Genomic DNA, 23544 nt, shown 5'->3' on the forward strand with positions numbered 1-23544 from the left:
AATGGTTCCGCGGCACTTGCCGCATTCGCCGCCAGTTTCTATTGTCTTTCCGTCAGAATAGCCCTTCCGGGGCAAATATTGGAGACCGGCGTGGCCGTCATCGTACCTTTCGAAACTCCCGGCGCGTCGATCGAAGAGCTGGTTGCCCTTGTCGCCCCTGACATGGAGCGCGTCAACGCCACGATCCTGTCGCGGACCGGCTCGGACGTGACCATGATCCCGGAGGTTGCCAACCATCTGATCTCCTCCGGGGGCAAGCGGCTGCGGCCGATGCTGACGCTCGCCATGGCCAACCTCGCCGGCTACACCGGCGACGGCCATATCAAGCTCGCCGCCAGCGTCGAGTTCATGCACACCGCCACCCTGCTCCATGACGACGTGGTCGACGAGAGCGAGATGCGCCGCGGCAAGCTGTCCGCCCGCATGCTCTGGGGCAACGAGGCGAGCGTGCTGGTCGGCGACTTCCTGCTCGGCCAGGCCTTCCGCATGATGGTCGAGGTCGGCTCGCTGCGCGCGCTGGATATCCTCTCCGCGGCCGCCGCCACCATCGCCGAGGGCGAGGTCATGCAGCTCGCCGCCGCCAAGAACACCGCGACCACCGAGGATGAATATCTCGCCGTGATCCGCGGCAAGACCGCCGAGCTGTTCGCAGCCGCCTGCGAGGTTGGCCCCGTCATCGCCAACCGTCCGAAGGCGGAGCAGACCGCCTGCCGCTCGGTCGGCATGAATCTCGGCATCGCCTTCCAGCTCGTCGACGACGTGCTCGACTATGGCGGCAAGAGCGCCAAGCTCGGCAAGAACACCGGCGACGACTTCCGCGAGGGCAAGATCACGCTGCCCGTCGTGCTCGCGTTCCGCCGCGGCAACGACACCGAACGCGCCTTCTGGATCCGGGCGCTGGAGCGCGGCGAGATCGGCGACAGCGATCTCGATCACGCCATCGGCCTGATGAACAAGCATCGCGCGCTGGAAGATACGCTGAGCCGCGCCCAGCACTACGGCGCCATGGCCGTCGATGCGTTGGCGCTATTCCCGTCCTCGCCGATGAAGAGCGCGCTGGAGCAGGTGGTGGCGTTCTGTTTGGCAAGGTCGCACTGAGCGACTGAGGCTTCTGTCACCCCGCGCTACTGTTAGCCCGCCGTCCCCGCGCAACGGCGAAGCCGTTGTCGCTTTAGGCGCGAGCGGCATGATGCCATGCATCGCGCCGCGGGCCTCGAAGGATGAACGACCGAGCGGCAGCTGGGCCGCCGCCGTTCGAGGCTCGCCCAAGAGGCGAGCACCTCACGGTGACAGCGCCAGATTTGTGCGCCTGCCTCCACACGATCATTGCCAAGCAATCCAGAATCCCTCCGGCGAAGCCGTTTGGATTGCTTCGCTTCGCTCGCAATGACCAGCAAGATGCAACAGCACGACCCTTGCTCGTGTCCCGGACGCGCTGCAGCGTGAAGCGCTGTGGCGCAAAGCCGGGTCCCACGCAACACCCAGAGATTGGCACAAAAGCGGCTCAGCCTTACCAGCTGCCAAGTCACTTGCATTTCACAAGTAACTGACCTAAACCTTCCGGCCATGCAGCCGAAATCCCCTTCCATCCTCGAATGCCCCGTCGGCCGGGCCGTGCAGACGGTCGGCGAATGGTGGAGCATCCTGATCCTGCGCGATGCGTTTCAGGGCGCGACGAAGTTCGACGAATTTTCGCAAAACCTCGGGATAGCGCCGAACATCCTGTCGCGGCGGCTTGCCCATCTCACCGCATCAGGCATGTTCGTGCGCCGCCGCTATCACGAGCGGCCGCCGCGCTACGAATACGTGTTGACCGACAAGGCGCGGGATTTCTTCCCCGTGATCGTGGCACTGCTCGCCTGGGGCAACAAGCATCTCGCGCCGAAGGGCGAAGCGATTCTGCTGGCGAGCCGCGACGACGTCCGCCCGCTCGACCCCGTCGTCGTCGACGCGACCAGCATGCAGCCGATCACGCTCGCCAATACGGTCGCCATCGCCGGGTCGCGCGCCAGCCGCGGAATGCGTCGGCGCATCGCTTCGCTCAAAGCCATGAACCCGGCCGTGGCGCCGGCCGGAGACTGACATGCGTCGTATCGTCGTGACCGGCATGGGCGCGGTCTCGCCGCTGGCTTGCGGTGTCGAACTGTCCTGGCGCCGGCTGCTCGCCGGCCAGAGCGGGCTGCGTGCGCTGCCGGAATGGGCGCAGGCGCTGCCGGCACGCATTGCCGGCCGCGTGCCCGACAAGGCCGATGACGCCGAGGGCGGCTTCGATCCGGCGCAGGCCGCCGCGCCAAAAGACCAGCGCAAGATGGACCGCTTCATCCTGTTCGCGCTGCTCGCCACGGCAGAAGCAGTCGCGCAGGCCGGATGGATGCCGCAGAACGCGAGCGCGCTGGAGCGCACCGCGACGATCATCGCCTCCGGCGTCGGCGGATTCCCGGCGATGGCGGAGGCGGTGCGCATCACCGAGCAGCGCGGCGTGCGCCGGCTGTCGCCGTTCACGATCCCCTCCTTCCTCGCCAATCTCGCCGCCGGCCACGTCTCGATCAAATACGGCTACAAAGGCGCGTTGGGCACGCCTGTCACGGCCTGCGCCGCCGGCGTGCAGGCCATCGGCGATGCCGCGCGGATGATCCGCGCGGGCGAAGCCGATGTCGCGATCTGCGGCGGCGCGGAAGCCTGCATCGACATCGTCAGCCTCGGCGGCTTCGCCGCCGCCCGCGCGCTGTCGAGCGGCTTCAACGAGGAGCCTGCGCGCGCCTCGCGCCCGTTCGATCGCAATCGCGACGGTTTCGTGATGGGCGAAGGTGCCGGAATTCTGGTGATCGAAGAGCTCGAGCACGCGCGGGCGCGGGGCGCCACGCCGATCACGGAGCTGATCGGATACGGCACGACGGCGGACGCCTATCACATGACGTCCGGTCCGCCCGACGGCGACGGCGCCCGCCGCGCCATGGAGATCGCGCTACGGCAAGCGAGCCTTGCGCCCGCGGATCTGCAGCACCTCAACGCACATGCGACCTCGACGCCGGCCGGCGACGAGAGCGAGCTTGGCGCGATCGCCACGTTGTTCGGCCGCAAGCGCGGCATTGCGGTCAGCGCGACCAAATCGGCCACCGGCCATCTGCTCGGCGCCGCCGGCGGCCTCGAGGCGATCTTCACCATCCTGGCGCTGCGCGACCAGATCGCGCCGCCGACGCTCAATCTCGAAAACGCGGATTCGGGCGCGGAGGGAATCGACATCGTCGCCGGCGCCGCGCGGCCGATGCCGATACAGCATGCCATCTCCAACGGCTTCGGCTTCGGCGGCGTCAATGCCAGCGTGATCTTCCGCCGCATGGCTTGAACGAAGGCCCTTGCAATCGCGATCCGCTGCGCTACGAAACCAGGATGATCGAAACGAATTTCTGGCTGTTCCTGGCTGCCGCCTGTCTCATTGCCGCCGTTCCCGGCCCCGGCATTTTCTACGTCGCGGCGCGTACCTTGTCAGAGGGGCGCGGCAGCGGCTTTGCCTCGACCGCGGGCACGGCGTTGGGCGGCATGGTCCATGTCGTGGCCGACAGTCTCGGTATCTCCGCGATCATCCTGGCGAGCGCCGAACTGTTCGCCGCGGTCAAGTTTGTCGGCGCACTCTATCTGGTCTGGCTCGGCATCAAGACCTTTCGCAGCGCTGGCCGCGCGCTCCCGCTCGAGGGCGATGCCGCCGGCGACAAGCGCGCCTTTCGCGACGGCGTGCTGGTCGAGGCGCTGAATCCGAAGACCGCGGCGTTCTTCCTCGCCTTCATCCCGCAATTCCTCGATCCCGCGGGATCGAGCCCGACGCTGCAATTCATCATGTTGGGCGCGATCTCGGTGACGCTGAACACGCTCGCCGATGTCGTTGTGGTGCTGATGGCCTCCGCGACCCGCACGCACCTGATCGGACGGCCGCAGCTGATGCGGCGCTTGACCCGGGGCTCCGGCGTCTTCATCTCGGGCCTCGGCCTCTCCCTCGCCTTGGCGCGGCGGCCAGCCAATGGCTAGCGTCCCGCAAGGCCGGTTTTATGAATCGCACGGCCTGCGGCTGCATTATGCCGACTGGGGCAACGCTGGCGCGCCGGTCGCCGTGCTGGTCCATGGCGGCCGCGATCACTGCCGGAGCTGGGACGTCATCGCGCGGTCGCTGCAACCGCATTTCCACGTCATCGCGCCGGATCTGCGCGGTCATGGCGATTCCGACTGGACCCGCGGCGGCAGCTACGCACTGACCGAATATGTCTACGATCTCGCCCAGCTCGTCCGCAGCGTCGCCGCAGCTCAGATCACGTTGATTGGCCATTCGATGGGCGGCATGGTGAGCCTGATCTTCTCGGGATCGTTCCCGGAGCTGGTCTCGAAGCTAGTCGTGCTCGACGGCGTCACCATGTTGCCGGACACGCCGAAGCCGCCGGTGCATGAGCGCATCAACAAATGGGTCAGCCAGCTCGACAAGCTGCATGACCGCACGCCTCGCCGCTATGCAACCCTCGAAGACGCCGGGGCCCAGATGGTGCTTCACAACAAGCGCCTCACCCGCGAGCTCGCGCTGCATCTCGCCACGCATGGCGCACGGCGGAACGAGGACGGCAGCTATAGCTGGAAATTCGATCCGTATCAGCGCGCCTCCGCCCCGCACCGGCTGTGGCCGGACGATCACATCGCGCTGTGGGCCCGCATCGCCTGCCCCACCCTGCTGCTCAATGCCGGCGAAAGCTTCCTGGCCGGCGCCAGAGCGGCGGGCCTGGAACACTATTTCCAGAACGCGCGCATCAAGACCATCGCCGAGGCAGGACACTGGCTGCAGCACGACAAGCCGCAGGAGGTGTTGGGCGAGATCCGGCGATTTCTTGGGCTCGACGAGGACGGCGCGGGTTAGCTCAACGACATCCACGTCACTGCGAGCCAACGGGGCCGCGCTTCGCGCGGACCCGTTGGCTCGCAGTGACGAACAGACTAGCTCAACGTACCCGCATGCACCCACCAGCCGGGATGATCGCGCCGGATCTTTTCTGCGGCGGCATGGGCTTCGTTTGCCGCGCCGTAGATCGCAAAGCACGTCGCGCCCGAGCCCGACATGCGGGCGAGCTTGACGCCGGCGGAGTCGCGCAAGGCCTCCAGCACCTCGCCAATGACAGGCTCGATGCGCAGCGCAGGCGCTTCCAGATCGTTGGCGACGGTTTCGAGAACCTCGACCCAATCGGCAATCGATCCGCCCGCTTCCGGCCAAGCCGGAGCCTGCAGCACCGCGGTGGCGCCGACCAGCAGCTCGCCGTTGCGCAGGCCTAATTCCTGAAACACGTCCTTGGTGGCGACCGGCACGCGCGGATTGACCATCATGCAGGGCATGCTCGGCAGCGCGAGCGGCAGCAGCTGCTCGCCGACGCCGGTCATGTCGCAGGCCCGCGAGACGAGGCACACCGGCACGTCGGCGCCGGTCGCGAGCGCGACCTTCTGCAGCCTCGGATCATCGAGCGATAGATTGTTGAGGCGCGCCAGGAGCCGCAGCGCCGCCGCGGCGTCGGCCGAGCCGCCGCCAATGCCGGCCGCTACCGGCAGCACCTTGTCGAGCGTGAACGCGCCCAGCTTCAGCTCCGGCACCGCCTCGGCGAGCAGCCTGGCAGCCTTGAACACCAGATTGTCGGACGTATCGCCGCAGGCCGCCGCCAATGGTCCGGTGGTGGTGAGCTTCAGCTCGCCGCCCGGCTCCAGCGTCAGCCGGTCGGCGCAGTCGGCAAAGGCGACCACGCTTTCGAGATCATGATAGCCATCGGCACGACGACCCACGACGCGAAGGCTCAAGTTGACCTTCGCCCGTCCTTCTTCAATCAACGCCGGCATCGGCGACACGCCCCCAAAATGCGCTCAGACTAACCGCCCTTGCCGTCGTCCTTCTTCTTTTCCGCCTGCGCGGCCGAAGAGTTCGAATTGTCGTCGGCGAGGCCATTGGCGATTTTGGCCTCGATCTTCGGAAGCTCCTCCGGTTCGGGCTTGAGGTCGCGGGCGTGCGACCACTGGAATTTGGCTTCCAGCGTGCGGCCGACGCGCCAATAGGCGTCGCCAAGGTGATCGTTGATGGTGGGATCCTCGGGCTTGAGGTCGATCGCGCGCTCGAGATTCTTCACCGCTTCCTCGTAGTTGCCGATGCGGTAATAGGCCCAGCCCAGCGAGTCGACGATGTAGCCATCGTCCGGACGCTGCTCGACGGCACGCTTGATCATCTTCATGCCTTCGTCGAGGTTCACGCCCTGGTCGATCCAGGAATAGCCGAGATAGTTGAGGACATGTGGCTGGTCGGGCTGCAGCTCGAGCGCCTTCTTCATGTCGGCCTCGGCCTTCGCCCACTGCTTGGAGCGCTCCTCGCAGATGCCGCGATAATAGTACCAGACGCTGTTGGCCTTGTCGTTGCCGGCCTGCAGCGCGTCAATGCCTAGCGAATAGGTCGCGCCGCAATCGCCGAACTTCTTGCGGCCGCGCTCGATGTTGCCGAGCGCCATGATGGCCTCGAGGTCCTTGGCATCCTCCGCGGTGACGCCCTTCAGGATCTTGATCGCCTCGTCGGTGCGATCGGCGGAATCCAGATCGATCGCGAGCTGGATCTGCGCGTTGCGCTTGAGCGGCGAGGTCGCGGGCACGCGCTCATAGACCTTGATCGCCATCTGGGGCCGTTTCACGGACTCATAGAGATCGGCGAGCGAGAGCAGCGCCAGGGGATGGCTGGGCTGGAGGTAGAGCGCGAGTTGGAGATAGACCAGCGCAAGATCCTCGCCGCCGCGGCGGGTCAGCGTCGCGCCGATGCCGTAGAGCGCCTCGGCGGCGCCGGCCTGTGCGGAATCGACCAGCGGCGGCATCTTCTTGCCGGCCTTGGTGTCGCGCAGGCCTTCCTGAATCAGCGGATGGCGCGCGAGCTTCTTGTCGAACGCCTGGTAGACGGCGGTCGCGGCGGCGGAATCCTTGTTGCGCGACAGCCAGCGCCCATAGGCCTCGGTCACGCGCAGCATGGAATCGTCCAGTTTGTAGGCGCGCTCGAAGCGAGTGCCGGCGTCCTTCTCCTTGCCGGCGAGCTCGAGGATCATGCCGCTGTGGAGATCCTTGAACAGCGGATACCATTCCGGACCTGCCAGCTTGTCGATGGTGGCGACACCGCCCTTGGCATCACCCGCACCATAGGCGGCCCAGCCCGACAGCAGCGTGGCGACGAGATCGGTGATCGGACCGCGGATCGACTGGCTGATGTTGGTCTGCGCGGCCGCGTATTTCTTCACCTTGAGGTCATGCACGCCGACGACGAGGCGCGCGACGCGATTGGTCTTGTCGATGGTGAGGATGCGCTCGGCGAGCTTGACCGCCTCGTCGATATCGCCGTCGGCGACCGACGAGATGAAGGCGCGATCGAGCAGCTCGTTGTTCTTCGGGTCGGTGCGCAGCGCCGAGCGGTAGAATGCGGCGGCCGAGGCGGCGTCGCGCTCGACGCTGGCGTGGCGGGCGGCGAGATAGCTGCCGGCGCTGGTGAGCGACTTCAGATCGTTTCGGGTCGGAAACTGCGCCGCCGTATCGGAGGGATGATCCGGCGTCTGCGCCACGACCCTGCCGGGGACGGTCGCGATCGCTGTGCTCATGAGGGCGATGGCAGCAACAGTCCAGCGGTTGAAACGATATGAAAGCATCAGGGCTCGCCTTGAGTTGGTAGTGCCTGGGTTTGCAGCAAAGGGCCGTATCGCATGCGAACGCGGCCGGAGGCGTCCGGACCCGGAACCGTCGGCCCGACAATGCCGCTTTTGGCGCTTCGCCGCAAGGATTCGGACCGGCCGCCCCCTCCGCATGCCCCCCAAATCGGCCAAGTCCGGTCAGGAGCAGCCCCAAGACGCCGCTACTATGGCCTTATCGTGACCGCGACCGGGGACCGCGGCCCCATCCTCACGCGAACGTGCGCCGGATCCCCTTCGCGATCGGGTTCTCTCGCCTAGCTGGCTCTTTTACATCGCCTCGTAGTTCGGGCCGCCACCGCCCTCCGGGGGAACCCAGGTGATGTTACCGTTGGGATCTTTCACATCGCAGGTTTTGCAATGGACGCAGTTCTGGGCATTGATCTGGAAGCGCGGCCCAGATCCCTCCTCGATCCACTCGTAGACGCCGGCGGGGCAATAGCGATTCGAAGGACCGGCGTAGACGTCGTGCTCTGAGGTCCTCTGCAGGTTCATGTCCGTGACCTTCAGATGGACCGGCTGGTCCTCCTCGTGGTTGGTGTTGGACAGGAACACGGAGGACAGCTTGTCGAAGGAGATCTTGCCGTCCGGCTTCGGGTAGTTCTTCGGGGCGTGACTCTTCGCCGCGTCGAGCGTAGCGCGGTCCGGCTTGGCATGGGACTGAGTGCCGAACAGCGAGGCGCCGAACAGCGTGTTGCACCACATGTCGAAGATGCCGAGGCCGGCGCCGATGAAGGTGCCGAACTTCGACAACAGTGGCTTGGCGTTGCGGACGGGATAGAGATCCTTGCCAACCACGGAATCGCGCCATGCATTCTCGTACTCGACGAGTTCATCATTGGCGCGGCCCGCAGCGAGTGCGGCATTGACATGCTCGGCGGCGAGCATCCCGGTGCCCATCGCATTGTGGACGCCCTTGATGCGCGGCACGTTGACGAAGCCGGCCGCGCAGCCGATCAGCGCGCCGCCAGGGAAACTCAGCTTCGGCACCGATTGATAGCCGCCTTCGGTGATGGCGCGGGCCCCGTAGGCCAGCCGCTTGCCGCCTTCCAGCGTGGCACGCACCGCGGGATGGTTCTTGACGCGCTGGAATTCGTCGAACGGCGATAGATAGGGATCCTTGTAGTTGAGGTGGACGACGAAGCCGATCGACACCAGGTTCTCGTCGTAATGATAAAAGAACAAGCCGCCGCCGGTGTCATTCTTCAGCGGCCAGCCGACCGCATGCTGGACCAGACCCTTCTGGTGCTTGGCAGGATCGATCTGCCAGACTTCCTTGAGGCCGATGCCGAATTTCGGTGGCTCGCTCTTGGCGTCGAGCGCGTATTTCGCGATGAGCTGCTTGGACAGGCTGCCGCGCGCGCCTTCGGCGAACAGCGTGTACTTGCCGAGCAATTCCATGCCGCGGGTGAAGGAGTCCTTCGGCTTGCCGTCACGGCCGATGCCCATGTCGCCAGTGGCGATACCCCTGACGTTGCCGGCCTCGTCATAGAGCACCTCGGCTGCGGCAAAGCCGGGATAGATCTCGACGCCGAGCGCCTCTGCCTTCCGCGCCAGCCAGCGGCAGACATTGCCGAGCGAGCCGATGTAGCAATGATGATTGTTCATCAGCGGCGGCATGATGAAGTTCGGCAGCTTGATCGCGCCGGTCTCGGTGAACCAGAAGAAGCGGTCGTCCTTCACCTGGGTCTTGAGCGAGCAATCGGGATCCTCGCGCCAGTCCGGGATCAGCTTGTCGAGTCCGGCCGGATCGATCACCGCGCCGGAGAGAATATGCGCGCCGACCTCGGAGCCCTTCTCCACCACGACGACGTTGAGATCGGCGTTGAGCTGCTTCAGCCGGATCGCGGCCGACAGGCCCGAGGGGCCGGCGCCGACGATGACGACGTCGAATTCCATGGATTCGCGCGGGGGAAGTTCTTCGGTGCTCATCTGATCTCAGCCCTTGAGACGGTCCTCGGTCGTTTGTGCCCTCTTGTTTCCGATTTTTCCGGGCAGGACAACCTCGGAATCACATTTCGCCGGGATGCAAGGCGTCCCGGAATGATGTAAAAGTCAGACTTTCCCATGATCCCCGAACCCGCACCCACCGTCCGCGAGCTGCTTTCCTTCTATCTGGAGGCCGGGGTCGACTGCGCGCTGGCGGAGGAACCGATCGACCGCCTGGCGGAATTGGATGCTCCATCGCCGGCCCCGCGCGCGGCGCCATCGGTCGAGGCGCCCCGTCCGGTGGCTGCGCCCGCGGTGATGCGTGGCGAGGCCGCTGCCCCTCCAGACATCGCCATCGCTTCGGCGCGCGAAGCGGCGCGGACCGCGCCGACGCTGGAGGCGCTGCGGGAGCTGATGCAAAACTTCGAGGGCTGCGCGCTCAAGCACACGGCGACGCGGCTGGTGTTCGCCGACGGCAATCCGCAGGCCCGCATCATGTTCGTCGGCGAGGCGCCGGGCCGCGACGAGGACATCGAGGGCCTGCCCTTCGTCGGGCGCAGCGGCAAGCTGCTCGATCTGATGATCGGAGCCATAGGCCTCAACCGCAGCACCGCCTACATCGCCAACGTGATTCCCTGGCGGCCGCCCGGCAACCGCACGCCGACGCCGCAGGAGACACAGATCTGCCTGCCCTTCATCCAGCGCCAGATCGAGCTGGTGAATCCCGACGTGCTGGTGACGCTCGGCAATCCTTCGACCCAGACCTTGCTCGGTACGCGCGAGGGCATCATGCGCACCCGCGGGCGCTGGTTCGATTATGAGACGGGTGCGCGCACCATCCGCGCGCTACCGACGTTCCATCCGGCCTATCTCCTGCGCTCGCCGTCCTACAAGCGGCTGGCGTGGCAGGATCTGCGGGCGATCGCGAAGGCGCTGGCAGGAGCGTGAGGGGCGGAACTCTCTCTCCCCGTCATTGCGAGCGCAGCGAAGCAATCAAGGATCTTTTCGGAGAGGCACTCTGGATTGCTTCGTCGCAAGGGCTCCTCGCAATGACGGGGGAGAGACCGCCGCTCTAGCTCCCCTTCGGCCGCACGATGGCCCAGCCGATGCGAAGGAGCTGCTGGCGCCCGGTCACCAGCCATTCGAAGGCGCGCGGCACTTCCGGCACGATGCCGGGAAAGCGTTTAAGAATATCCGGCGGCGGGGTGCCGGCGGTGTCGGAGGCGCGCCAGACCACGACGCCGCCGGTCTCGCTGAACTTGGTCTGGTTCATCCACGGTGTACGTGCAGGATCGGCATCGATGAACAGATGCGGCCGGCCGGAATGCAGCGTGATCAGGCTCGCAAGCTGCGTCTCGCCGGCCACCGCGCGCAGACGATGATTGGTGCGGCGGGCAAAGCTCTCGTCGAAGAAGTCCGAGATCGCACGCGCCGGCATCGAGGTTGCGATCTCGGCGGTGCCGGTCCAGGGCAGGAGCAGGACGCCGAGCACGACGCCGATGGCCGGCGCCACCACGGCCGCGGCCCACACCATCCGCAGCATCCGCGCGCGGCGCATGGCGATGAGATCGCCGGCCGTGACCACCACGGCAAGCCCGGACGTGACCAGCAGAACGCCGGCGCCGCCAAGGACAGAGTCGAGCCCGAGCAGACCGGAGATCAGCACCGCGCCCAGCATCGGGGCGAGCGCGAAGAAATAGACGAAGTTGCGCGCGAGCGGCTCGACCGGCGGCCTAAAGATGATCGGCGGCTCCTCACCCTTGCCGGCAAACAGGCCGGTGTTGAGGAAGGTCAGCGCCGGAATCGCGGCGGCCCCGAGCACGAGGCCGCCGAGCAGCCAGGCCGCATGCAGGGCGCGGGCATTCAGCTCCGCGACCTGCGGCAGGGCCGGCAGGGCAAGCGTCCCGGCGCGCGTCAGCCAGACCGCATAAGGCAGCGCCAGCACCGCGACGACGATCAGCGCGAACAGCGGATCGAGCGCACGCAGGGTCCGGCGGCCGGCGGCGGTCGAGACCGCGAAGACGACGAGCAGCAGCAGCAGGAAGACCGCGGCCGGCGTCGTCAGCAGCAAGAGGCCGGCCTCGATCGACCAGGCGAACCAGGCATTGCCGCGGCGCTGGCCGATGATCTGCCAGGAGTGCAGCAGCAGCAGCGCCCAGAGCGGCCGGGCCAGGACGAGGGGACCGAAGTCGAGCGCCGAGGAGGAGAAGGCAAGCACCGTCATGGTCAACAGCACGGCGAGCACCGCGTGCTGCGAGCCGACCACGGCGCGGGACAAATGATAGAGCGCAATGAAGGTCGCGATCTCGCAGAGCTCGGCCAACACGTAGACGCCGAACATGTGGCCGCCGGCGGCGCGGTAAGCGATGTCGGCGAGCCAGACCGGCAAGGGCGGACCGAGGTCAGTGCCGACCTGGTATTCGCGTCCGAAAGCCAGCAGCGTCGCGAGGCTGCCAGGCGGGCTGCGGTAGAACACCAGCGCCACGAACAGCCACATCGCGGCCTGCAGCAGCACGGCGATCCAGACAATCAGCCGCGGCCGGGCGCGAATGAGCTCGATGACCAGGGAGGTAAACCGCATGCAACGCCCGAAAGATGCAGCCAACCCGTCCAGCCGGCCCTATTCGCTCACACCTGTTTTGATAATGGGCGCTGCGCGTCGTGGCAACTTCGGTGTGCTCCCTCTCCCCGTTCTTGCAGAGTGAGGCGCGCAAGACAGCTACGCGATCGTTCGTCACCGGGCTTGTCCCGCCTGCGCGGCCGAAGCCGCTTCGGCGAGGCGAAGGCCCGGGCATCCACGTTCTTGAGGCCGCAAAGCAAGGCGTGGATGGCCGGGTCGAGCCCGGCCATGACGATGCGGAAACAACGAGCGAAGCCTTACAGATTCGCCTGGGTATCGATTTCGATCTGGGCTTCCACCTGCACCTGCACTTCGGTCCCCGAGAACAAGTCCTGCACCGACTCGACCGTCCAGGGCATGTGCTTGGCGCGGGCGGCGACGACGGGGGCGAAGAAGCTGCGGTGGTGGACCGAGGGGCCGAGGCGGTCGAGGGCATCGAGGTGCTCGGGGACGGCGTAGCCCTTGTGCTGCTCGAAGCCGTAGCCGGGACAGTCCTGCGCCAGCGCGCACATCAGCCGGTCACGCGTCACCTTGGCGATGATCGAGGCCGCCGCGATCGACAGCACGATGCCGTCGCCGCCGATCACGGCCTCGCAATCGCATTCGGTGTCGAGCCGGTCGCGGCCGTCGACGAAGACGTGGCGTGGCGCCTCCGGCAGCGCCACCACGGCGCGCTTCAGCGCCCACAGCGAGGCGCGCAAGATGTTGTCGCGGTCGATCCGCGAGGGTGAGGCGACGGCAACGGAGACCTGCGCGGTCGCACAGATCTTGTCGAACAGCTTCTCGCGCTCCTCGGCCGTCAGGCGCTTGGAATCATCGATGCCGCGCGGGATGCGGTCGGGGTCGAGAATCACCGCAGCCGCCACCACGGGACCTGCGAGCGGGCCGCGGCCGGCCTCGTCGCAGCCGGCGACCGGCCAAACCCCGCGCTTGATCAGCGCGCGCTCGCGACGAAAGCTCGGGGGAGCGACGGCAATGACGCCTTTCCTGCCTGCGCTCTTGCCCGTCGACGCCTCGACCTCGGCGGCCTTCGCCGCCTTGGCAGGCGCGGGCTTCTTCGCAGCGGCCTTCTTGGGCGCGGCTTTGGCCGGCTTGGTCGCGGACTTGTCCCGAATCATGGCGGGATCGTGCGCAAACGACCCGGCCCGCGCAACCGGAAACCCGGCGCAATTCCCGTTATTCAGTGCGCCCTACTCCGCCAGATGCACCCGCCGGTCCTCACCAACGTCGATCCCGGGGGCGACCACGACCTCCCAGGGATGGCCGTCGGGGTCAGCGAAATAACCGGAATAGCCGCCGTAATCGGTCTCGTGTGCGGCCTTCACCAGCATCGCCCCCTTGCCAAGCGCGAAGGCCATCACCGCATCGACCTCCTCGCGCGTCCGACAGTTCCAGGCAAGCGTCATCCCGCGAAAGCTCGAAGGCCTCGGCCGGTCCCGCAACGCCGCGTCCGCCGCGAGCTGATCCCAGGGATACAGCGCGAGCACGGGACCACCGGTATCGTAGAACGCGACGGCCTCGCCGGTTGCCTTGAGCCGGCGCAAGAAACCGAGCGCGTCGTAAAAAGCGATGCTTGCACGGATGTCGCTGACGCCGAGCGTGATGACGGTGAGCCGCGGCACCGGCACAGTGAGTTCCTTGGCCATGCGACGCCTCTTCCACTTCCCGATCAGAACAGGCTGAGCTGATCGCCGTTCCGCTTCGGCCGCGCAAAGTGATCTGTCGTCAGCTTCGAGCGCCGCTTGTTCAGCCCCAGCCTGTCGCAGGCAATCTCGAAGCGACGACCGATGGTCCAGGCCATCGGTCCGGTGCCTTTCATCCGCTCGCCCCATTTGGCGTCGTAGTCGCGCCCGCCGCGCATGTCGCGAATCAGGGTGAAGACGTGGCGATAGCGGTCCGGATAGTTCGCCATCAGCCATTCGCGGAAGAGATCGCGCACCTCCAGCGGCAACCGCAGCAGCACATAGGAGGCTTCCTTGACGCCGGCATGGGCGGCGGCGTCGAGGATGCGCTCGATCTCGGAATCGTTCAGCGCCGGGATCACGGGCGCGACCATCACGGTGGTGGGAATGCCGGCGTCCGAGAGCTGCTTCAACGCCTCCAGCCGCTTCGGCGGCGTCGAGGCGCGCGGCTCCATGGTACGCGCGAGCTTCGGATCGAGCGAGGTGACCGAGATCGCGACCTTGGCGAGATTGCGCTTGGCCATTCGCGCCAGAATGTCGAGATCGCGCACCACCAGCGCCGATTTGGTGACGATGCCGACCGGATGGCCGGCACGTTCCAGCACTTCGAGGATGCCGCGCATGATTTTGCGCTCGCGCTCGATCGGCTGATAGGGATCGGTGTTGGTGCCGATCGCGATCATCCGCGGCTCGTAGCCGGAGGCGGCGAGCTCCTTCTCGAGCAGCGCCGGCGCCTCGGGCTTCGCAAACAGCTTCGACTCGAAATCGAGCCCCGGCGACAGGCCAAGAAAGGCGTGGGTCGGCCGGGCGAAGCAATAGACACAGCCGTGCTCGCAGCCGCGATAGGGATTGATCGAGCGGTCGAAGCCGATGTCGGGAGAATCGTTCCGGGTGATCACCTTGCGCGAAGTGTCGACCCCGACCGTGGTCTTGAACGGCGGCAGCTCTTCCAGGCTCTGCCAGCCGTCGTCGAAGGCGACGCGCGCCTCGGCCTCGTAGCGGCCGCTGGCGTTGGACTGTGCGCCGCGCCCTCGCCTGCGCCCACGCTCGATCGCGACGCCAAGTTCTGGAAAGTCAGAGCCCGCACCCGCCGGCTCGGAGGGCGCCTTGACCGGCGGGTGCTTGAGAGCATGAGAGGATGCTGCAGGACTCATGACGCCAAGATAGCACGCAAAAGGAACAAATCAAGAACGCAAACCAAAAATGGAAAAACAACCCATGCAAAGTAGCCGCCCAAAGTTCGGGCGCGGTCCTTTGACCTCTCGCAACATGCCCGTCATCGCGATTTCGTTTGATGCCGGTCGGGGATCAATCGTCCCGGAACAATGTTGGTGACGGTTGCCGGGTGAAGGTCAGCAGGAACATGACAAATCAACAACAATCGACCTCAGCGAGCAGCGATCTCGATCTCCTCGATCGCTACTGGCGTGCCGCGAATTACCTTTCCGTCGGGCAAATCTACCTGCTCGACAACCCGCTGCTGCGCGAGCCCTTGCGCGCCGAGCACATCAAGCCGCGTTTGCTCGGCCATTGGGGCACAACGCCCGGCCTCAACTTCATCTATGCCCATCTCAACCGCGTCATTCGCGCACTTGACGTCGACGTGATCTATGTCTGCGGCCCCGGTCATGGCGGGCCGGGCATGGTCGCCAACACTTATCTGGAAGGCAGCTACAGCGAGATCTATCCCGACATCGCGCGCGATGCGGATGGCATGCGCAAGCTGTTCAGGCAGTTCTCCTTCCCCGGCGGCATCCCGAGCCATGCCGCGCCGGAAACGCCGGGCTCGATCCACGAGGGTGGCGAGCTCGGCTACGCGCTGGTGCACGCCTATGGCGCGGCGCTGGACAATCCTGATTTGGTCGTTGCCTGCGTGGTCGGCGACGGCGAAGCCGAGACCGGCCCGCTCGCTGCGTCCTGGCACTCCAACAAGTTCCTGAACCCCGTCCATGACGGCGCGGTGCTGCCGATCCTGCATTTGAACGGCTACAAGATCGCCAACCCGACCGTGCTCGGACGGATGCGAGATGCGGAAATCTGCGATCTGTTCCGCGGCTTCGGCCACGAGCCGCTGTTCGTCGAGGGTGATGATCCCAAATTGATGCACCAGGCCATGGCCGACGCGCTCGATGTCGCATTCGCCAGCATCCGTTCGATCCAGCAGCACGCACGGGACGGACGCAAAAGCGTCGGGCGGCCGCGCTGGCCGATGATCGTGCTGCGCAGCCCGAAGGGGTGGACCGGCCCGAAAGAGGTTGACGGCAAGAAGGTCGAGGGCTTTTGGCGCGCCCATCAGGTCCCCGTCGCAAGCTGCCGCGAAAACCCCGCGCACCGACAAGTGCTGGAAGACTGGATGCGCAGTTACGAGCCCGAAAAACTGTTCGACAAGAACGGCGCGCTGATCCCCGAGCTTCAGGCGCTGGCGCCTGGCGGCACCCGCCGCATGGGAGCCAATCCGCATGCTAATGGCGGCCTGCTCAAGAAGGAGCTGAAGCTGCCGGACTTCCGCAGCTTCGCCATCGAGGTCCCACGCCCCGGCGGCGTCATCGCCGAGGCGACGCGCGAGCTCGGCAAATTCCTGCGCGACGTCATCACGCTCAACGCCAAGGAGCGCAACTTCCGCATCATGGGCCCGGACGAGACCGCCTCAAACCGGCTGGACGCGGTGTTCGAGGCGACCGAACGCGTCTGGATGGAGCCGATCGAATCCTACGATGTGCATCTGGCGCAAGACGGCCGCGTCATGGAGGTGCTGAGCGAGCATCTCTGCCAGGGCTGGCTCGAGGGCTATCTGCTCACCGGCAGGCACGGCTTCTTCTCGTGCTACGAGGCCTTCATCCACATCGTGGATTCCATGTTCAATCAGCACGCCAAATGGCTGAAGGTCACGCGTGATCTGCCGTGGCGGCGCCCGATCGCCTCGCTCAATTATCTCCTGACCTCGCATGTCTGGCGTCAGGACCACAACGGCTTCAGCCATCAGGACCCCGGCTTCGTCGATCTCGTCGCCAACAAGAAGGCCGATATCGTCCGCATCTACTTCCCGCCGGATGCCAACACGCTGCTGTGGATCGCCGACCATGCTTTGCGCACCTACAATCGCATCAACGTCATCGTTGCCGGCAAGCAGCCGGCGCCGCAATGGCTCTCGATGCAGGACGCAGCCACGCATTGCGATGCCGGAATCGGCATCTGGACCTGGGCGGGGACAGAAGAGGCAACGGGCGAGCCCGACGTGGTGATGGCCTGCGCCGGCGACGTGCCGACGCTGGAAACGCTCGCTGCCGTCGACCTCCTGCGCAAGGCGCTGCCAGACCTGAAGATCCGCGTCGTCAACGTCGTCGACCTCATGACGCTGCAACCGAAGGAGCAGCATCCGCATGGCCTGTCCGACCGCGACTTCGACAGCCTGTTCACGACGGACAAGCCCGTCATCTTCGCCTATCACGGCTATCCCTATCTGATCCACCGGCTGACCTACAACCGCACCAACCATGCCGGCATCCATGTGCGCGGCTTTGCCGAGGAAGGCACCACGACGACGCCGTTCGACATGGTCGTGCTCAACGAGCTCGACCGCTACCACCTCGCGATCGAGGCGATCGAACGCGTGCCTGGGCTCGCAGCCAAGGCCGCGCAGGCCAAGCAGCAATTTCGCGACAAGCTGATCGAGCATTCGCGCTATGTGCGCGAGCATGGCGAGGACATGCCGGAGATCCGCGACTGGGTCTGGCCCAACAGTTCCGGCGGCAACACCCCCGCCGAAGCCGGCGACTAGCCATGTCGGACAAGGTCCTCGTCCTCAACTCGGGATCGTCGAGCATCAAGTTCGGCCTGTTCGATATCGCGGCGACTGAGCCCGGCCTGCTTTGCAAGGGCCTGCTCGACGAGCACGAGGCAAGACCCCGGCTCGTGGTGAGGAGTCCCGAAGGCGAAGACCTGTTCGAGACGCGAAGAGAGGCTGCGGGTGCCGAGGGCGGTCATCTGTTCGCCGACGTGCTCGCCTTCATCGCGGACCGCTTCGGCGAACGTCCATTGCGGGCCGTCGGCCATCGTATCGTCCATGGAGGGCCGGACTATTCAGGTCCGGTCGCGCTGACGGACGAAGTCATCGCGAGGCTCGCGGCGTTGACGCCGCTGGCGCCGCTGCACCAGCCGCGGTGCCTCGCGCCGATTCGCGCGCTTGCGGCGATCCGGCCTGCGCTGACGCAGATCGCCTGCTTCGACACCGCCTTCCATCACAGCATGCTCCCGCCCACCAACCGTTTCGCCATCCCGCGGCGGTATGAAGAGCGCGGCGTCAGGCGCTACGGTTTTCACGGCCTCTCCTTTGAATACGTCGCGGGCCGCCTCGCCGAGATCGCCCCGGAGCTTGCGTGCAAGCGCACCGTGATCGCGCATCTCGGCAACGGCGCCAGCCTGTGCGCGCTACGCGATGGCCGCAGCGTCGACACGACGATGGGACTGACCCCGCTCGACGGCCTCATGATGGGTACGCGCAGCGGCGCCATCGATCCCGGCGTGCTGCTGTATCTCCTGCAGCACGAGACGATGTCGGTGGATGAGGTCCAGCACCTGCTCTACCACCAGTCCGGCCTCGTCGGCGTCTCCGGCATCTCCGCCGACATGCGAACGCTGCTGGCGAGCCGCGAGACCGCTGCGCGTGAAGCCGTCGATCTCTTCACTTTCCGTGCGGCGCAGCAGGTCGCGACAATGGCGACGACGCTTGGCGGGCTTGACTGTCTCGTCTTCACCAGCGGCATCGGCGAGCACGCCAGGGAGATCCGCCGCGCAATCTCCGAACGGCTCGGTTGGCTCGGCATGCGCATCGATGCTGCGGCGAACGACGACGCGCGCGAGCGCATCGACGACGGCAACAGTGCCGTCGCTGTCTTCGTCATCCCGACCGATGAAGAGATGACGATCGCGCGCCACTGCGCAGCGCTGATCCGCGGACGCGGCGTTGCGTGACATTTTTGTGAATGATCTGCCGCAATGATGCAGCCGCGGTATCGCGGCATAACGACCGCATCAATTCGCGAGCGGACGGAACATGAAGACCCACATCATCGAAGAGCTCGGACAAGGCGGCATCCTGTTGCCCGCGCTGGTGGCCGAAGGGCTCGCCGCCAACGACCGCATCAAGGTGCGGATGAGCGCACTGCAGGCGGCCGCCCAGCACGCGCAAGAGCCGGGTCGGCCCGCGAGCGACCTTGGCGTCGAGAGCCGGACTGCGGGCATCGCCCCTGCGGGAATCGCGGCGCTGATCGGCGGCGCCCATCTGATCGGACCGGGTCGGCTCACGGCTCCCGATCTTGCCAAGCTGATGCAGGAGATTGCGGACGATGCCGCGACCATGATCCGCGCTGTCGGCGCCGGCGCGGCGAGCGAAGGCGAGAGAGCGCAGGCGCGCCTCGACACGATCCGCGCGGCTGGCCTGCTCGACGCCACAGGCGAGATCGCGCTGTCCCACATCGTGCGTCTGACCGGCGTGGCTGACGCGGGCGGCGACAGCCTGCATCGCCTCGTCATGGATCTGCACAAGCAGCTCAACAGGCTGGCAACGAGCTGCTCGGAAGAAGCGCTCGACGGCGCCCACGTCTTTGGCTTGCACAGCGAGGACCGGCCGGCCGTTGCCGCCTTCATGAAGGGCCTGAACGCCACGCGCGGCCTCAAGTTCAATCATCCCGGCCTCGACACCATGGCCACACGCGCCGGCGGCCGGCTGCTGATCCAGAACGATATCGGCACCACGGATGCCCATGTCGTTGTCATCACGGTGAAGAAGAACGCGGTGACGGTCACCTACACCGACGTGCATCTGGCGCGGGCGAAGTTCTTCATCTCGCTGTTCGACGATTTCGAGGCGACCTGGAGTGGACTCGATCGTCACACCGCCGCAGGCCTCGGCGAGGACAATTCCTTCTATCTCGTCACCGGGCAGTATCAGGGCGACCACGCCGCCGATCGCAACGAGTTCCTCGCCGCGCTCGGGGCCGCACTGGTTTTCCTGATCGACTGGAACAAGGCGCGCAAGCTGCTCAGGACCTGGGTTGCCAAGGAGGACGCGGCCCGCATCCTGGAATGGGCTGCCCGTCAGCGGATCGGCCATCGCGGCTTCCTCGAGCTCGGCGGCAATGATCTGCTGGGCTCGGCCGTCCGCAACGCCGCCCCGACGCGGATCGGTTTCGGCGAACGGCTCGACCAGGCGCTCGGACGCAACGCCGCAATCGATTTTCTAAAGGCCTCGCTGCGCGCCTCCACCGAGGCACTGCTCGCGGGCCGCTCGGTGAGGACGGTGCGCGACCAGATCGAAGCCGACCTGATGCGGCACCTGGATCGCGTCGACGGGGCTTTGCTGGCAGTGGTGCTGCGGCAGATCGGTCTCGCCCACGATCTGGTCGCGGCGATCTCGCGCCATATCGCCGCATTGCGGGCCGGGCAGCCCGCGGACGGCACGCTGCTGACGCAGCGTTGCGGCACGATCGAGCGAAAGGCAGATAGAATCGCATTCGAGAGCCGCAACGAGGTCGACCGCCTCAATGCGCGTCCGCTGATCGGGCAGTTGATTGATCGCGCCGAGGAAGCCGTCGACGAGCTGGAGCAGGCCGCCTTCATCGCCTCGCTGATGCCGGAAAGGACCGATCCGGCCCTGCTGACATCGCTGGCCGAGCTTTGCACGGTGGCCGAGACCGCCACCGAAATCGCCGCAAGCGGCGTCGCCGCTGCGATCGACGTGCCGGAGGGACGGCGCGCCGATTCGGAGGACGCGCTCTCCGCCGTGACCCGTCTGATCGATGCCGAGCACGCCGCCGACAACCGCGAACGCGCGACGACCGCCCTGGTCTTTTGTGGCGGCTTCGACGTCGCGACCTCGCTGTCGGTGATCGAGCTCGCCCGCGCCGTCGAGCGCGCAACCGACCGTTTCGCCGCGTTCGGTCATCTGCTCCGCCGCCACATCATGATCGATCTTGCAGCTTGAGGGAACCACCATGCATATCGTGCGTATCGGCGGTGAAGCCTCCGAATTGCGGCCGGCCGAAGAGATCGGCGCCAAGGCCGCCAACCTCGCCCGCATGGCTGCACTGGGCCTGCCGGTGCCACCGGCCTTCGTGCTCCCGGTCAAGCTCTGCGCCGACATCATTGCCGGCCATGCGCACGCCACGGGACATCTGCGCGACGGCTTGAAGGAGGGCATCTCGTTCCTGGAGAGCGCGACCGGAAAGCGCTTTGGCGACCGCCGGCAGCCGCTGCTGGTCTCCGTGCGCTCGGGTGCGGCGCGATCGATGCCGGGCATGCTCGACACCGTTCTCAATGTCGGCTGCACGCTGGACGCCGTGCATGGCCTGATCCGTGCGACTGGTCGGCCGCGGCTCGCCTGGGATTGCCGGCGTCGTTTCGTGGAGAGCTTTGGCGAGACCGTGCTCGAGCTCGACCCGGCTGGATTTGCTGCGCAGATCTCCGAACTCGTCGCAGCCGAATGCGCCGGCAGCGACCGCGAGCTCGACAGCGAAGCGCTCGAACGGCTCGCCGGCCGCGAGCAGGCGCTGATCGAGGATCGCGCCGATGGCTCGCTGGAGGATGCCTTCGCGCAGTTGCAGGCAGCCCAAGCTGTTTATCGCTCCTGGACCAGCGAGCGCGCGCGGACTTATCGGAGCCTCCAGCGCCTCGAGACGCTGGAGGGGACCGCCGTGACCGTGCAGGCCATGGCCTTCGGCAATGGCGGCCTTGGCTCCGGCGCAGGCGTGGCATTCTCGCGCGATCCGTCGACGGGCGCGCGGCGCCCAATGATTGATCTTGTGCTCGATGCGCAGGGGGAAGACGTCGTTTCCGGAAGGCGCGTACCCGACACGACCGAAGCGATCGCCCGCGAGTTGCCGAAGCTGGAATCCGAACTTGGCGATATTCTGAGGCAACTTGAGCGCGCGTTCGAAGATGTCCAGGATGTCGAGTTCACGGTCGAGACCGGCAAGCTCTGGATCCTCCAGACCCGGGCGGCGAAGCGCACGCCGCGGGCCGCCGTCAGGATCGCGATCGACTTCGTGCATGAAGGGCTGATCTCGAAAGACGAGGCACTGGAACGGATGGCGGATATCGACCTCGCCTCGCTCGCGGAAACGCGGCTGGTTTCCTCAGGCAAACCCGCAGCGACAGGCATCGGCGCCTCCGGCGGCATCGGTATCGGACGGGCGGCGTTCTCGTCCGAAAGCGCGCAGCGCCTGTCGGCCGCGGGCGAGCCGGTCATCCTGCTGCGTCCCGACACCAGCACCGCCGATGTAGCGGGATTCACTTTAGCCGCCGGCATCGTCACGGCGGTCGGTGCGCGCACCTCGCATGCAGCCCTGGTGGCGCGGCAAATGGGCAAGCCTTGCGTGGTCGGCTGCCGTGAGTTGAAGATCGACCCTGCCGGCGAGCATGCCCAGCTCGGCAGTCTCAACCTTGCCGAAGGCGAGTGGATCACGATCGAAGGCGACGCCGGAGAGCTCTATCTCGGGCGCTGCGAGACGATCCGGTCACGGCCCGAAGCCGAGCTCGCCGAGATCGCCGCCTGGAAGGCGCAATCCGGCCGACATGGCAGGCTCGCCGCTGCGCCTCAGTGAGTGCCGGTCAGGATCTGGAAACAGCCGATCGCGACCTCGATCACGATCAGCACCACCACTGCGACTTCGAGGCGAAGCGAGCGCTGGGTGTCGATGATGTCGGTGAGCGCGTTGGCGGTCTCCGACACCGCGGTGAGCTTGCGCTCGAGCGTGTCGAGGCGCTCCTTCAACTCGTACTCGTCTTCCAGGCGGGAATAGAGCCGGTCGAGTTCGGGCTTCTCCCAGAGCACGTCGGGCTTCTCGGCAATCGCGACGCGGCCGGCGACGCGCTGCTGCACCAAGAGTGCATTGCCGATGAGTTGCAGGATGCCCCTGCGCCGGCGCGGCGTGCGGCCGTGTTCGGCGAGCTCCCGCGCAAACGGCTCGATCACATCGAAGACCGCGGCCACGCGGCGCTCGTCGCGCGCGAGCGAGGTGCTCTTGGCGAGCGCATCCGCAACCAGCAGCAGCCGGTCGTCGGAGAACTTGGCAAGGCAGATCGGCCCGCCGGGCTGGATCGCCTCGGCGGCCTCGTCGTTGCAGAGCTGCGCCTGCGCGATCTCCTCCTCGTAGGGGCTGAGCTCTCCGGTCACGCGTGACTTCAGACTGTCGATGAGAACCTTCTCCTCCGAAGGGAGCAGGCCGATCAGCACCACGACGCCGTAGCGGAAGATCACGGCAAGACCGGCATGGACGCGGAAAGCGGCCGGGGTGGAAGAGACCAGCGTCCCGATCTCCAGGCCGGAGGCATTGATGCGGTCACCGAGCATCAGCGCCCGGATCCGCAAGCTCGGCGCAGCCCCCTGCTTCGGCGATGTCGGCGCCGCGCCAACAGCGAGTTGATCGGCGTTCATGTGAGGCCTCCGCCGGCACCAAAGTCACACATTTCCCGCCCCGAACCTTTCGCGCAAGGCGCATCGTTCCCGCCGAACCCGTTGCGGCACTGCGCAGTGGCGCAGTGAAACCAGGGGTTAATACCCTCGGGACCAGCCTGTGCCGAAACATTCGGCAAC

At 66.3% G+C, this 23544-nt stretch carries 18 protein-coding genes; 10 read left to right on the top strand and 8 right to left on the bottom strand.

Going from position 1 to position 23544, the window contains the following annotated elements:
• Positions 1–90 precede the first annotated feature (90 nt).
• From P6U31_RS27265 to P6U31_RS27285, 5 genes are all read left to right on the top strand, one after another.
• Positions 91–1098 (top strand): polyprenyl synthetase family protein, encoded by a 1008-nt coding sequence (locus P6U31_RS27265; RefSeq protein ID WP_026202916.1) that lies wholly within the window; start codon positions 91–93, stop codon positions 1096–1098.
• Between the two features lie 468 nt (positions 1099–1566).
• Positions 1567–2082 carry a winged helix-turn-helix transcriptional regulator gene (locus P6U31_RS27270; RefSeq protein WP_407189956.1) on the top strand — a complete coding sequence of 172 codons (516 nt, stop codon included), beginning with the start codon at positions 1567–1569 and terminating at the stop codon, positions 2080–2082.
• Between the two features lies 1 nt (position 2083).
• A complete protein-coding gene (gene fabF / locus P6U31_RS27275; RefSeq protein ID WP_407184838.1) occupies positions 2084–3346 on the top strand; it encodes a beta-ketoacyl-ACP synthase II in 1263 nt (420 codons plus the stop codon).
• 44 nt (positions 3347–3390) lie between these two features.
• On the top strand, positions 3391–4023 hold the full coding sequence (locus P6U31_RS27280; protein WP_407184839.1) for a LysE family translocator: 633 nt from the start codon (positions 3391–3393) through the stop codon (positions 4021–4023).
• Positions 4016–4894: an alpha/beta fold hydrolase gene (locus tag P6U31_RS27285; protein WP_407184840.1), complete on the top strand. Its 879-nt coding sequence runs from the start codon at positions 4016–4018 to the stop codon at positions 4892–4894. The genes P6U31_RS27280 and P6U31_RS27285 overlap by 8 nt, the downstream gene beginning before the upstream one ends.
• Positions 4895–4971: 77 nt before the next feature.
• Here the strand turns inward: P6U31_RS27285 and P6U31_RS27290 are convergent, their stop codons facing one another.
• From P6U31_RS27290 to P6U31_RS27300, 3 genes are all read right to left on the bottom strand, one after another.
• The gene (locus tag P6U31_RS27290; RefSeq protein ID WP_407184841.1) at positions 4972–5856 is read right to left on the bottom strand and encodes a 4-(cytidine 5'-diphospho)-2-C-methyl-D-erythritol kinase; all 885 of its coding nucleotides are present in this window, start codon (positions 5854–5856) and stop codon (positions 4972–4974) included.
• Between the two features lie 29 nt (positions 5857–5885).
• The gene (locus P6U31_RS27295) at positions 5886–7682 is read right to left on the bottom strand and encodes a tetratricopeptide repeat protein (protein ID WP_407184842.1); all 1797 of its coding nucleotides are present in this window, start codon (positions 7680–7682) and stop codon (positions 5886–5888) included.
• Between the two features lie 309 nt (positions 7683–7991).
• Entirely contained in the window at positions 7992–9653 is a 1662-nt protein-coding gene (locus tag P6U31_RS27300; RefSeq protein WP_407184843.1) for an electron transfer flavoprotein-ubiquinone oxidoreductase, read from the bottom strand.
• Positions 9654–9788: 135 nt separating this feature from the next.
• On the opposite strand from P6U31_RS27300, the gene P6U31_RS27305 reads away from it, so the two are divergent.
• A complete protein-coding gene (locus P6U31_RS27305) occupies positions 9789–10598 on the top strand; it encodes a uracil-DNA glycosylase family protein (protein WP_407184844.1) in 810 nt (269 codons plus the stop codon).
• Between the two features lie 124 nt (positions 10599–10722).
• Here P6U31_RS27305 and P6U31_RS27310 read toward each other — a convergent pair whose 3' ends face one another.
• From P6U31_RS27310 to P6U31_RS27325, 4 genes are all read right to left on the bottom strand, one after another.
• The gene (locus P6U31_RS27310) at positions 10723–12231 is read right to left on the bottom strand and encodes a glycosyltransferase family 39 protein (protein ID WP_407184845.1); all 1509 of its coding nucleotides are present in this window, start codon (positions 12229–12231) and stop codon (positions 10723–10725) included.
• Between the two features lie 296 nt (positions 12232–12527).
• A complete protein-coding gene (locus P6U31_RS27315; RefSeq protein ID WP_407184846.1) occupies positions 12528–13388 on the bottom strand; it encodes a ribonuclease HII in 861 nt (286 codons plus the stop codon).
• 72 nt (positions 13389–13460) lie between these two features.
• Positions 13461–13916: a VOC family protein gene (locus P6U31_RS27320; protein ID WP_407184847.1), complete on the bottom strand. Its 456-nt coding sequence runs from the start codon at positions 13914–13916 to the stop codon at positions 13461–13463.
• A gap of 23 nt (positions 13917–13939) precedes the next feature.
• Positions 13940–15106: a PA0069 family radical SAM protein gene (locus tag P6U31_RS27325; RefSeq protein WP_407184848.1), complete on the bottom strand. Its 1167-nt coding sequence runs from the start codon at positions 15104–15106 to the stop codon at positions 13940–13942.
• Positions 15107–15315: 209 nt separating this feature from the next.
• Between P6U31_RS27325 and P6U31_RS27330 the strand changes: the two genes are divergently transcribed.
• From P6U31_RS27330 to P6U31_RS27345, 4 genes are all read left to right on the top strand, one after another.
• Complete coding sequence (locus P6U31_RS27330) at positions 15316–17730, top strand: phosphoketolase (RefSeq protein WP_407184849.1); 2415 nt, start codon at positions 15316–15318, stop codon at positions 17728–17730.
• A gap of 2 nt (positions 17731–17732) precedes the next feature.
• Positions 17733–18923, top strand: coding sequence for an acetate/propionate family kinase (locus tag P6U31_RS27335; RefSeq protein ID WP_407184850.1), 1191 nt, complete (start codon positions 17733–17735; stop codon positions 18921–18923).
• An 82-nt stretch (positions 18924–19005) separates the two neighbouring features.
• A complete protein-coding gene (locus P6U31_RS27340) occupies positions 19006–20934 on the top strand; it encodes a hypothetical protein (RefSeq protein ID WP_407184851.1) in 1929 nt (642 codons plus the stop codon).
• Between the two features lie 10 nt (positions 20935–20944).
• Entirely contained in the window at positions 20945–22552 is a 1608-nt protein-coding gene (locus P6U31_RS27345) for a PEP/pyruvate-binding domain-containing protein (protein WP_407184852.1), read from the top strand.
• Here the strand turns inward: P6U31_RS27345 and P6U31_RS27350 are convergent.
• Entirely contained in the window at positions 22546–23385 is an 840-nt protein-coding gene (locus tag P6U31_RS27350; RefSeq protein WP_407184853.1) for an RMD1 family protein, read from the bottom strand. The two genes, P6U31_RS27345 and P6U31_RS27350, sit on opposite strands and share 7 nt — an antisense overlap.
• Between the last annotated feature and the right edge of the window lie 159 nt (positions 23386–23544).

Source organism: Bradyrhizobium centrosematis (assembly GCF_045571495.1).
Taxonomy (GTDB): Bacteria; Pseudomonadota; Alphaproteobacteria; order Rhizobiales; family Xanthobacteraceae; genus Bradyrhizobium; species Bradyrhizobium centrosematis.